The 11,982-nt window shown below is 68.7% G+C and carries 10 protein-coding genes and 1 pseudogene; all 11 read right to left on the bottom strand.

Annotated elements, in window-relative coordinates; translation table 11 throughout:
- Positions 1 to 772, bottom strand: a pseudogene (locus tag Y705_RS0114095) (primosomal protein N'); the annotation flags it as partial.
- A 78-nt stretch (positions 773 to 850) separates the two neighbouring features.
- Positions 851 to 2,062, bottom strand: coding sequence for a methionine adenosyltransferase (metK, locus tag Y705_RS0114090; protein ID WP_026533322.1), 1,212 nt, complete (start codon positions 2,060 to 2,062; stop codon positions 851 to 853).
- 74 nt (positions 2,063 to 2,136) lie between these two features.
- Positions 2,137 to 3,354, bottom strand: coding sequence for a bifunctional phosphopantothenoylcysteine decarboxylase/phosphopantothenate--cysteine ligase CoaBC (gene coaBC / locus Y705_RS0114085; protein WP_026533321.1), 1,218 nt, complete (start codon positions 3,352 to 3,354; stop codon positions 2,137 to 2,139).
- 34 nt (positions 3,355 to 3,388) lie between these two features.
- Complete coding sequence (gene rpoZ, locus Y705_RS0114080) at positions 3,389 to 3,649, bottom strand: DNA-directed RNA polymerase subunit omega (protein WP_026533320.1); 261 nt, start codon at positions 3,647 to 3,649, stop codon at positions 3,389 to 3,391.
- A 43-nt stretch (positions 3,650 to 3,692) separates the two neighbouring features.
- On the bottom strand, positions 3,693 to 4,262 hold the full coding sequence (gmk, locus tag Y705_RS0114075) for a guanylate kinase (protein WP_026533319.1): 570 nt from the start codon (positions 4,260 to 4,262) through the stop codon (positions 3,693 to 3,695).
- Between the two features lie 10 nt (positions 4,263 to 4,272).
- Positions 4,273 to 4,611, bottom strand: coding sequence for an integration host factor, actinobacterial type (gene mihF, locus Y705_RS0114070; RefSeq protein WP_026533318.1), 339 nt, complete (start codon positions 4,609 to 4,611; stop codon positions 4,273 to 4,275).
- 99 nt (positions 4,612 to 4,710) lie between these two features.
- Complete coding sequence (pyrF, locus tag Y705_RS20180) at positions 4,711 to 5,646, bottom strand: orotidine-5'-phosphate decarboxylase (protein ID WP_049822805.1); 936 nt, start codon at positions 5,644 to 5,646, stop codon at positions 4,711 to 4,713.
- Complete coding sequence (gene carB / locus Y705_RS0114060; RefSeq protein WP_026533317.1) at positions 5,636 to 8,977, bottom strand: carbamoyl-phosphate synthase large subunit; 3,342 nt, start codon at positions 8,975 to 8,977, stop codon at positions 5,636 to 5,638. Before carB ends, pyrF begins: the two co-directional genes overlap by 11 nt.
- Complete coding sequence (carA, locus tag Y705_RS20175) at positions 8,977 to 10,179, bottom strand: glutamine-hydrolyzing carbamoyl-phosphate synthase small subunit (RefSeq protein WP_081738080.1); 1,203 nt, start codon at positions 10,177 to 10,179, stop codon at positions 8,977 to 8,979. Before carA ends, carB begins: the two co-directional genes overlap by 1 nt.
- A gap of 29 nt (positions 10,180 to 10,208) precedes the next feature.
- Positions 10,209 to 10,736, bottom strand: coding sequence for a PH-like domain-containing protein (locus Y705_RS20170; protein ID WP_049822803.1), 528 nt, complete (start codon positions 10,734 to 10,736; stop codon positions 10,209 to 10,211).
- Positions 10,724 to 11,982, bottom strand: a 1,259-nt coding sequence (locus Y705_RS20165; RefSeq protein ID WP_081738079.1) for a dihydroorotase, incomplete at its 5' end; no start/stop codon positions are given. The genes Y705_RS20170 and Y705_RS20165, both read right to left, overlap by 13 nt.

The raw sequence follows: 11,982 nt of genomic DNA, 5'->3' as shown, positions 1-11,982 counted from the left end.
GCGCCGCTTCCACGCGGGCCAGGTCTCGCTGGTCCGGAACGACGACGACGGCGCCGCGGCCGGAGGTCACCACTGCGGCGACCGCGTCGGTCACCTCTTCCGGCCAGGCCCGCGGTCCGAACCCTCCCACCGACGTGAGGACAGCGCGCGGCGACTCCCCCGCCGCAAGATGCAGGAGGAACGCCTCGCCGCTCTCATAGCGGCTGAAGCTGCCCGATCCGGCCCTGCTACCGGGGATACTGCTGACGGGGATCGGCCGTCGACCAGCGCCTGCAGAAGCGGGGCGTGCGGCGGGTTGGGCGGTACCGCGCGCGGCGAGTTGGTCCGGGCCGAATTCCTGGTCCACCCGTGCGGCCCGCGGCGGGATGGCCAGCCGCAGCACGTCACTGACCAGCCCGGCCGAACGCGCGGCGACTGCCTGGGCCAGCGTGAGGATCTCGGGAGTCAGGACCTGCTGGCCCGACACCACCGTGCCCAATGGCTGGAGGGTGGCGCTGGTGGAGGAGGAGGCGCACCGCCGGGCCACGTAACCCGTGTGCTCGCGTCCGGCGAAGCGTACCTTCACCCGGACGCCGGGGCGGGCCTCGGCGTCGAGGTCGGCCGGCACGAAGTAGTCGAAGAGCCGGTCCAGGTGCGGCAGCGGCGAGTCGAGGATGACCTGGGCGATCGGATTCGTCGCTGCCGCCCCGGGAACGCCGTGCGGGAGTCTGGGCGTTCCGAAGCCTTGCAGCAGGGACAGCTGCAGCCCTCCGGTATCCGCGCTGCCGCTCATGTCCTGCTCACTCTGTGCTCCTCGGGAACAACCGGCCGGTCAGGCTGGCCTGTCATGCTGGCCTGTCATGCTGGCCTGTCACGCGTTGAAATAACCCCGGAGCTTGTCGACACGGTCCGTCAGCTCCCAGCGAAAGCCCTCGTCCTCGCGTCCGAAGTGTCCATGGGCTGCCGTCTTCTGGTAAATGGGCCGCTTGAGGTCGAGCGCGTTGATGATGCCGAGCGGCCGGAGGTCGAAGATCTCCCGCACGGCGGTTCCGATCGCTGCCGGATCGACCGTCTCGGTGCCGAAGGTCTCGACGTAGATTCCCACGGGCTGGGCCATGCCGATCGCATAGGCGATCTGGATTTCGGCACGGCGCGCCAGCCCGGCCGCCACCACGTTCTTCGCTACCCAGCGCATCGCGTACGCAGCCGACCGGTCCACCTTCGAGGGGTCCTTGCCGCTGAAGGCCCCGCCGCCGTGGCGCGCCATTCCGCCGTAGGTGTCCACGATGATCTTCCGCCCGGTCAGGCCCGCATCACCCACGGGGCCACCGATCACGAACTCGCCGCCCGGGTTCAGGATGTGCCGGACCCTCGAGGTGTCGAGTTCCGTGGTTCGCAGGACCGGCTCGATGACGGCGGTGACGAGGTCGGCACGCAGCTGCTCGAGCGAGACCCCGGCCGCGTGCTGCGACGAGATGACGATGGAATCGACCGATACGGGGATGTCGCCGTCGTAGCCGATGGTGACCTGGGTCTTGCCGTCCGGCCGCAGGTCCGGCAGCGTGCCGTCCTTCCGGACCGCGGTCAGCCGCTCGGAGAGCCGGTGCGCAAGCCAGATGGGGGTAGGCATCAGGACGGGCGTCTCGTCACTGGCGTACCCGAACATGATGCCCTGGTCCCCCGCCCCCTGGGCGTCGTACGGGTCGGCACCCGTGCCCTGGCGGGTTTCGAGTGACCGGAACACGCCGGAGGCGATTTCCGGGGACTGCTGTCCGATCGAGACGGAGACGCCGCAGCGCGCGCCGTCGAAACCGTTGGCCGACGAGTCGTAGCCGATGCCGAGAATGGTCTGCCGGACGATTTCCGGGATCTCGACGTAGGCCTCGGTGGTGACTTCACCCGCGACATGGACGAGCCCCGTGGTGACGAGGGTCTCGACGGCGACCCGGGAATCGGGGTCCTGTTTCAGCAGCCCGTCGAGGATGGCGTCGCTGATCTGGTCGCAGATCTTGTCGGGGTGACCCTCGGTCACGGATTCGGAAGTGAAAAGCCGCAGGGCGGGGGTGGGCGTCGCTGGATTCACGTGGCCACTCTACTTGGTCGGAGGGACAGTTCCGGGCGGTGGTGCCTGCGGGAGGCAACTGTTACGGTACGGGCTCAGCCGGTGAGGGCCTGAGCGATCCGCGCCACGACGGCGTCGGCGATATTCCGCTTCGAACCGCTCAGCGGCGCCGATTCGCTGCCGTCGGAGCCGAGGATCACCACGGCGCTGGCGTCCTCACCGAAAACCCGCCCCTGCCCCACGTCGTTGAGCACCAGGAGGTCGCAGCCCTTCCGCAGCAGTTTGGCGCGGGCGTGGGTCAGGGGATCGCCGTCGGGGTCGCCGGTTTCGGCAGCGAATCCCACGATGACGGCTGGTCCTCCGGCCGTCCTGCGCAGCTCCACCGACTCCTTCAGGATGTCCGGGTTCCGTACGAGGGTGATGACGGGGTCGGCGCCGTCGTCGCTCTTCTTGATCTTCGAAGCCATCACGTCGGCGGGCCGGAAATCGGCGACGGCCGCAACCATGATGAGGACATCGGACACCGGCAGCGCCGCGAGGACCGTGGACCTGAGTTCCAGGGCGGTGCCGACCCGGGTCACCTGCAGGTTCCCCGGCACCGGCACCTCGAGGTGCGCTGCGATGAGATGTACTTCAGCGCCGGCAGCGAGGGCTGCCCGGGCGAGGGCGATCCCCTGTTTGCCGGACGACCGGTTGCCGAGGAACCGCACCGGGTCCAGCGGTTCCTGGGTGCCGCCGGCGGTGATGGTCACGGTGCGCCCTGCGAGTTCCCCGGTTCGCGCCCGGGCGGCGGAGTACACCCCCAGGGCGGCGGCGAGGATCTCCTCCGGTTCGGGCAGCCGTCCGGGGCCCGAATCGGCGCCGGTCAGCCGGCCCGACGCCGGGTCCATCACCGTGACGCCGCGGGACCGCAGCGTTGCCACGTTGGACTGCGTTGCCGCATGCCGCCACATCTCGGTGTGCATGGCGGGCGCGAGGAACACCGGGCAGGTGGCCATCAGCAGGGTTCCGGTCAGCAGGTCGTTCGCCAGACCAGCGGCAGCACGGGCCAGGACATCTGCCGTTGCGGGCGCGATGATGATGAGGTCGGCTTCCTGGCCGAGCCGCACGTGATTGACCCTGTCGACGTCGTCCCAGACGCTGTTGCTGACCGGATTCCCGGACAGCGCCTCCCAGGTGGCGGTTCCGACGAAGCGGGTGGCCGCCTCCGTGGGGATGACGGTGACACTGTGGCCCGCCTCCGTCAGCAAACGAAGAAGGGACGCGACCTTGTAGGCCGCGATCCCTCCTCCAACGCCGAGAACTATCCGCACTGGCGTCGGTTCTGCCGGTTTGACGCTGCCCGTACTACTCTGCCGCGTCCAGCGGTGCCGAGACGAGCATGCCCTCGTTGATCTCGCGCAGTGCGATGGAGAGGGGCTTTTCGTTGAGCTTGGTGTCCACGAGGGGGCCGACGTACTCGAACAGGCCTTCGTGCAGCTGGGAGTAGTACGCGTTGATCTGGCGCGCGCGCTTCGCACCGTAAATCACCAGGGCATACTTCGAGTCCGAGACCTCAAGGAGTGAGTCGATCGACGGGTTGATGATGCCTTCAGGCTGAGTTGACACAAAATCTCCAAAATATAGCTGTTACCGGTCCCTGACCTGCGGTTTAACGCTGGAGAGGGCGTAGTCCCATCAATGAAACGAGCTCGTCCGCCGCATGCTCGACGCTGTCGTTGACCACGGTGTGGTCGAATTCAGGTTCGGCGGCAAGTTCCAGTTTAGCGGTTTCCAGGCGCTGCCGTTGTTCATCGGCCGTTTCGGTGCCCCGGCCCACGAGCCGGCGGACCATCTCGTCCCAGGTGGGAGGCGCCAGGAAGACGAAATTCGCCTCGGGCATGCTCTCCTTGACCTGCCGGGCGCCCTGCAGATCGATCTCCAGCAGCACGGTCCTGCCCTCGTCCATGGCCTCCTGCACGGTGCGGCGGAGGGTCCCGTAGCGATTGCGGCCGTGGACGACCGCCCATTCGAGGAGTTCGCCGTCGCGGACGAGGGCGTCGAACTCGTCCGTGGAGACGAAGAAGTAGTGCAGCCCGTGGACTTCACCGGGCCGCGGCGGTCGGGTGGTGGCCGACACCGAAAGCCACACCTCGGGATAGTTGTCCCGGATGTAGGTGGACACTGTCCCCTTGCCGACGGCCGTCGGGCCGGCCAGGACTGTCAACCGGGGCTGCGTCACGAGAAGTTCCTTACTTACTGGCCGGGCCAGGGTGCTGTTGTTCGAGATGATTGACCAGAGCCTTGCGCTGGTGGATGCCCAGCCCGCGCACACGGCGGGTGGCGGCGATCCCGACGTCGTTCATGATGGCGAGCGCGCGCACCTCGCCTACGCCGGGCAGTGCCTTGAGGAGGTCGAGCACCTTCAGGCGTCCGACGGCGTCGTCCCCCGGACTGGTGGCGATGACCTCCGCGACTGTCACTTTACCCGTTTTGAGCCGGACCTTGAGTTCCGCCCGCACGGCGCGTGCCGCCGCCGCTTTCTCGCGCGCCCGCGTCCGTTCGGAGTCGGTGAGGGGCTTGAGGGTCACGGGTGCTCCCTGCAGAACGCGGACCGTCGGTGGGCACCGCAGGACCGCTGGTCGGGTGGAATGGGCTTGAACTGAACCTATCGGTTCGGGTATTCCAAATCAATCCGCGGCCGGCCGGGTCTCCAACTCCTGCGCGGCCTCCCTGGCGGCAGCCCGCAGCGCCGCGACGGAGGGACCCGCGGCCAGCACGGCGCGGCTCGACGTCGGCACGACCAGGGCGAGCGCCGCACCGAACGTCGCGGCGAGCTCCCGCGCGCCGGCGCCCTGTGCACCGACACCGGGAGCGAGGATCGGGCCGTTCAGGGCGGCGAGATCGAGACCGAGCGACTCCACCGCGGAGCCGGCCGTCGCACCGATCACCAGGCCCACCGAACCGGGACCCTGTGGAGCTCCACCCGGGACGGAATTCTCCGCGGCCGCCGCCCGCGTGATGGCGAGGGCCACCGATGCCGCTCCCCCTGCATGCTGGACCGACGCACCCTCGGGGTTCGATGTCAGTGCGAGGACGAAGACCCCCCGCCCGGTGGAGCGGGCGAGGTTCAGGGCCGGCCGCAGCGACTCGAACCCGAGGTACGGGTTGAGCGTCACCGCGTCCGCCGCGAGCGGCGATCCGTCGGCGAGCCACGCTTCGGCATACGCCGTCATGGTGGAGCCGATGTCGCCGCGCTTCGCGTCGGCGATCGTCAGCGTGCCCTGCTCGGCGGCCCGCGCCAGCACCGTCTCCAGGACGGCTATCCCCCGCGAGCCGTGCCTCTCGTAGAGTGCGACCTGCGGCTTGACCGCGGCGGCCACGGGCCCGACGGCGTCGAGCACGNCGAGCACGCTCAGCGAGAAACGCTCGAGCCCGGCCGTCGAATCGTTCAGGCCCCAGGCCGCCAGTAGCGCCGGGTGAGGGTCGATGCCCACGCACAGGCTGCTCCGGGAAACCCTGACACGGGCGAGGCGGACCCCGAAGGGCTCGCGCCCGGAAGCAGCTGAAGCGGGCTCGGCCGCCGCGCCGTTCCAGGGCTGGCGCGCCGCGCCGCTAGCGTGCATCCCGGGCCTCCGTAGACGCCCGAAGGTTCGCCGCACGCACGGTCGATTCCTGAAGGTTCGCCGCATGCTCCTGCAGGCTCGTGACCGACCACTCGAAGGAGCGCATGGCCTCGATGGCCTGGATCGCCGCGCCGACCTCGGGGATCGTGGTGATGACCGGCAGCCCGTAGGACGTCGCTGCCGCACGGATCTCGTAGCCGTCACCGCGCGCCTGGCCGCCGGAGGGCGTGTTGATGATCATGTCGATGCCGCCGTCGGTGATGAGGTCCACCACCGTGCCTTCGCCGTGCTCACCGGCCCCTTCGGCGACCTTGCGCACCGTGGTCGCCTGGATGCCGTTGCGGCGGAGGACATCGGCTGTTCCCCCGGTGGAGACGATCTCGAAGCCAAGGTCGACGAGCCGTTTGACGGGCAGGATGATGGCACGCTTGTCCCGGTTGGCGACCGACACGAAGACCTTCCCCTCGACCGGCAGCGCCGCGTTGGCTGCGGCCTGGCTCTTGGCGAAGGCGGTGTCGAAATACTTGTCGATGCCCATCACCTCGCCCGTGGAGCGCATTTCCGGCCCCAGCAGGGAGTCGACGACGGTGCCGTCGACGGTGCGGAACCGGCTGAACGGGAGCACTGCCTCCTTGACCGAGACGGGGGCATCGAACGGCAGCGATCCGCCGTCGCCCTGTGCCGGCAGCAGCTTGTGCACGGTGCGCAGTTCGGCGATGCTCACTCCGGTCCCGATCAGGGCGGCTCCCTTGGCGAGCTGCACACCGGTGGCCTTCGAGACGAACGGCACCGTGCGGGAGGCACGCGGGTTCGCCTCGAGGACGTAGAGGACGTCGGAGGCGAGGGCGAACTGGATGTTGATGAGCCCTCGGACCCCTACGCCCTCGGCGATCGCCAGGGTGGCCGTGCGGACCCGCTGCAGGACGTCCGCGCCGAGCGTGATGGGCGGGAGAACACAGGCCGAGTCGCCGGAGTGGATACCGGCCTCCTCGATGTGCTCCATGATGCCCCCGAGGTACATCTCGGTGCCGTCGTAGAGGGCATCGACGTCGATCTCGATGGCGTCCTCGAGGAAACGGTCGATCAGCACGGGGTGGGCCTCGGTGATCTCCGTGGCGTTGGCGATGTAGCGCGAGAGGTTCGCTTCGTCGTACACGATCTCCATGCCGCGTCCGCCGAGGACGTAGGACGGCCGGACCAGCACCGGGTAGCCGATGTCGTCGGCGATCTTCTTCGAGTCCTCGAAGGACACCGCGATGCCGTTCTTCGGCGCGACCAGCCCCGCGGCGTCGAGCACCCTGCTGAAGGCACCGCGGTGCTCGGCGAGGTCGATGGCCTCGGGCGAAGTGCCGAGGATCGGGATGCCGGCATCCGCGAGTTCCTGTGCCAGCTTGAGCGGGGTCTGGCCCCCGAGCTGGACGAACACGCCCAGTACGCCGCCCGTGCGCTCCTCCGCCGCGATCACCTCGAGCACGTCCTCGAGGGTCAGCGGTTCGAAGTAGAGCCGTGTGGAGATGTCGTAGTCGGTGGACACCGTCTCGGGGTTGCAGTTGACCATGACGGTCTCGTACCCGGCTTTGCGGAGCGCCATCGTCGCATGGACGCACGAGTAGTCGAACTCGATTCCCTGCCCGATCCGGTTCGGTCCGGAGCCGAGGATGATGACCGACGGCTTGTCGTGCTGCGCGACCTCGTCCTCCTCGTCGTAGGACGAGTAGTGGTAGGGCGTGTACGCGGCGAACTCGGCGGCACAGGTGTCGACCGTTTTGTACACGGGCCGGATGCCGAGTGCGTGGCGTACACCCCGCACCACAGCCTCGGGCATGCGGCGGATCGCGCCGATCTGCTCGTCGGAGAATCCGTGGCGCTTGGCGGAGCGGAGGAGTTCCTCCGTCAGCGCGCCGGCGCCGCGCACCTCGCCGGCCACCTCGTTGAGCAGCACCAGCTGGTCGAGGAACCAGGGGTCGATGCCGGTGGCGTCGTAGAGCTGCTCGATGCTCGCTCCACCGAGCAGGGCCCGCTGGACCTGCGACAGGCGTTCGGTGGTGGGGCGCCGAGCCGCCTCGACGAGGGCTGCGACGTCGTCCTCCGGCACCGGGGTGAAGTCGAGCTGCGAGCCCTTCTGCTCGAGTGAGCGCAGCGCCTTCTGCAGGGCCTCGGTGAAGTTCCGTCCCATGGCCATCGCCTCACCCACCGATTTCATGGTGGTGGTCAGCGTGGGGTCCGCGGCGGGGAACTTCTCGAACGCGAATCGCGGCACCTTGACCACTACGTAGTCGAGGGTCGGCTCGAACGACGCCGGCGTCTTCCGCGTGATGTCGTTGGGGATCTCGTCGAGGGTGTAGCCGAGCGAAAGTTTCGTGGCGATCTTCGCGATGGCAAAGCCGGTCGCCTTCGAGGCAAGGGCGGAGGATCGGGAGACGCGCGGGTTCATCTCGATCACGACGACGCGGCCGGTGTCGGGCTCGATGGCGAACTGGATGTTGCAGCCGCCGGTATCGACGCCGACCTCGCGGATGACGGCGATGGAGATGTCCCGCAGCCGCTGGTACTCGCGGTCCGTGAGGGTCAGTGCCGGGGCCACCGTGATGGAGTCGCCGGTGTGGACGCCCACCGGGTCGAAGTTCTCGATGGAGCAGACCACCACCACGTTGTCGTTCTTGTCCCGCATCATCTCGAGTTCGTACTCTTTCCATCCGAGGATGCTCTCCTCGAGGAGCACCTCGCTGGTGGGACTGTACTGGAGGCCCTGGCCGACGATCCGGCGGAGGTCACTCTCGGTGTAGGCGAGGCCGGACCCGAGGCCGCCCATGGTGAAGGACGGCCGGACCACCATCGGGTACCCGAGGTCCTCGGCAGCGACGAACGCCTCGTCCAGGGTGTGGATAATGACCGAGCGTGCCGATTCGGCGCCGCAGCGGGCCACCACGCCCTTGAACTTCTCACGGTCCTCGCCCAGCTCGATCGCTGCGATGTTGGCACCGATCAGTTCCACGCCAAACTTCTCGAGCACGCCGTTCTTGTCCAGGGCAATGGCGGTGTTCAGCGCTGTCTGCCCGCCGAGGGTGGGGAGCAGCGCGTCAGGGCGCTCCTTCTCGATGATCTTCGCCACCACCTCGGGGGTGATCGGCTCCACATAGGTGGCGTCGGCGAACTCGGGGTCGGTCATGATCGTGGCCGGGTTGGAGTTGACGAGGATGACCCGCAGGCCCTCCTCCTTCAGCACCCGCAGCGCCTGCGTTCCCGAATAATCGAATTCGGCGGCCTGGCCGATCACGATGGGACCGGAGCCGATCACCAGGACACTTCGAAGGTCGGTTCTGCGGGGCATCAGTTTTCTTCCTGGGCGGGGAGCTGGTGGGTGCTGGTGGTGGCGAGCGAGACCGTGCTGGCGTCGGTTCCGCCCGGGGAGTTCTTCTCCGCCGTCATGAGGTCGATGAAACGGTCGAAGAGGTACGCGGAGTCGTGGGGACCGGCTGCCGCTTCGGGGTGGTACTGCACGGAGAAGGCGGGGATGTCGAGGCAGGCAAGGCCCTCGACGACGTCGTCGTTGAGGCAGACGTGGCTGACCTCAACACGGCCGAAGCCACCGTGCGGCGCGTCGACGGGACCGTCCAGGGGTGCATCGACGGCGAACCCGTGGTTATGGGAGGTGATCTCCACCTTGTGCGTGCGGCGGTCCATCACCGGCTGGTTGATACCGCGGTGGCCGTAGCGGAGCTTGTAGGTCCCGAACCCGAGTGCCCGTCCCAGGATCTGGTTGCCGAAGCAGATCCCGAAGAAGGGGATGCGCTGGCCGAGCACCTGGCGCAGCAGCGCCACCTGGGTGTCGGCGGTCGAGGGGTCGCCGGGTCCGTTGGACATGAACACGCCGTCCGGTTTCACCGCCCGGATCTCCTCAAGGGTTGCTGCCGCAGGGAACACCACGGTGCGGACGCCGCGCTGCGCGAAGTGCTTCGGCGTCATGGCCTTGATGCCGAGATCGAGCGCGGCGACCGTGAACAGCGGCTCACCCGTCCAGCTGTGGTCCGACGGGTCCACCGTGTACTGCTCGTCCACGCTGACTTCCTCGGCGAGCCGGGAGCCCTCCATCGATCCCTGGGCACACACCTGGTCCCGCAGCTCGGACTCCGCCCTTGCGGCGTCGGGTCCGGAGAAGATCCCGGCCCGCATCGCACCGCGCTCGCGGAGGTGCCGGGTGATGGCGCGCGTGTCCACGCCCTCGATCCCGACCACGCCCTGGTCACGCAGCTGGTCGTCGAGGCTCTGCTCGGACCGCCAGTTCGACGGGCGGCGCGCTGCGTCACGGACGATGTAGCCGGCCACCCAGATCCGCCGCGATTCGGCGTCATCGGAGTTGACACCGGTGTTGCCGATGTGCGGCGCGGTCTGCACCACCAGTTGCCGGGCATAGGAGGGGTCGGTGAGTGTTTCCTGGTAGCCGGTCATTCCGGTGGCGAAGACGGCTTCGCCGAAGGCCGTGCCGGTGGCGCCGTAGCTGCGTCCACGGAAGCACCGTCCGTCCTCCAGCATCAGCACGGCTGCGGATGGGGTGGGTGGTGTCACTGGATTTCCCTGCCTTTGAAGTTTTGTGGTGGTGTCGTGTCTGGTGCCAGCGCTGCGGCGGCCGCGAGCAGCTGCGATTTGTGCGCGGCGTGGCGGGTACGGAAGCCCGTATCCACGCGCTGGTCCATCAGCCGCCAGGTCAGGACGACGAGCCCGTCCTTCTCGACGAACTTGCCGGCCATGCCGCCTTCGAGCCGGACCGATTCGAGATCGTTCCGGGGGATGAAGACATCCGGTGCACCGGCCCGGGCGAGAAGCACGCCCTCCGGGTGCACGGACGCCACGGCGTTGGAGCGGATGCCCATCCCATGGACCGCCACGCGGTCCAGCCAGTCACCCGCCGTCGTCGTGGTGACATACTGGCCCTCGGCTTCGTACAGGACCGGCCCGAGGTCGGGCGGCACCGCCGGCGGCGCGCCGATCCCTGCCTGGCGCCGAAGCCGGCCGCGCCAACCGAGGGCGATGAGGCCGATGATGAGGACGATGATGAGGACGGTCAACGCGATGATCCCTAGATACTCCACGCCGGTTCCTCCGCCTCGGGACGGAGCGGGCTGTTCAACGCGCCGTCGAGCACCGTGGGATGGCCGCGGTAGAACACTGCGGTGACCCGGCCCGGCAGGACCGTTCCGGCGAAGGGGCTGTTGCGTCCCTTCGTCGCCATCTTGTGCGGCTCGACGGTCCACCGCGCTGCGGGATCGACGAGCAGCACGTTCGCGGGTTCGCCCTGCTCGAGCGGCCTGCCCTGGGATCCCAGCCGGCCGATGCCCGCCGGACCGGACGAGGTGACACGCGCGAAGCCCTCCCAGTCCATCAGGCCCGTTTCGATCATGGCGTGCTGGACCACCGAGAGTGCGGTTTCGAGCCCCGTCATGCCCATGGCGGCCTGGGCCCACTCGCACTCCTTGTGTTCACTCGGGTGCGGCGCGTGGTCGGTTCCGACGACGTCGATGGTGCCGTCCGCGAGCGCCTCGCGCAGTGCCTGGACATCAGTGGAGGTGCGCAGCGGCGGGTTCACCTTGTAGACGGGGTTGTAGCTGCGGACGAGCTCGTCGGTCAGGAGGAGGTGGTGCGGAGTGACCTCGGCAGTGACGCGGATGCCGCGCGACTTGGCCCAGCGGAGAATGTCGACGGAACCGGCAGTGGAGACATGGCACACGTGCAGCCGGGAGTCGACGTGCTGGGCCAGGAGGACGTCGCGGGCGATGATGCTCTCCTCTGCGACGGCCGGCCAGCCGGTGAGCCCGAGGACCGCGGAGACCTCACCCTCGTTCATCTGCGCCCCCTCGGTCAGGCGCGGCTCCTGGGCGTGCTGGGCGATGACACCGTCGAACGCCTTGACGTACTCGAGGGCACGCCGCATCAGGACGGGGTCGGAGACGCAGATGCCGTCGTCGGAGAACACCCTCACGTTGGCCCGCGATTCCGCCATGGCCCCCAGTTCCGCCATCCGCAGGCCGGCGAGCCCCACGGTCACGGCGCCGACCGGACGCACCTCGACCCAGCCCGATTTCCGGCCGAGGCTGTACACCTGCTCCACCACGCCGGCGGTATCGGCCACGGGCGAGCTGTTCGCCATCGCGTGGATGGCGGTGAACCCGCCGAGGGCCGCCGCACGGGAGCCAGTCTCCACCGTTTCGGCGTCCTCGCGGCCCGGTTCACGGAGGTGGGTGTGGAGATCGACCATCCCGGGGAGGGCGACGAGCCCGTCGGCGTCGATGATGGCTGCTGCTGATCCGGCGCCGTCCGCCGCTTCCGGGCCGACGGCCG

The organism is Arthrobacter sp. H41 (assembly GCF_000520535.1).
Classification (GTDB): Bacteria; Actinomycetota; Actinomycetes; order Actinomycetales; family Micrococcaceae; genus Arthrobacter_D.
Note: the sequence above shows the minus strand (reverse complement) of the source record. Positions and strands in the feature narration are given on the sequence as shown.

What these genes read in the sequence shown, in the direction of transcription:
- carB (WP_026533317.1), bottom strand. Translation starts at nt 8,977, where the DNA reads ATGCCCCGCAGAACCGACCTTCGAAGTGTCCTGGTGATCGGCTCCGGT.
- carA (WP_081738080.1), bottom strand. Translation starts at nt 10,179, where the DNA reads ATGCTGGAGGACGGACGGTGCTTCCGTGGACGCAGCTACGGCGCCACC.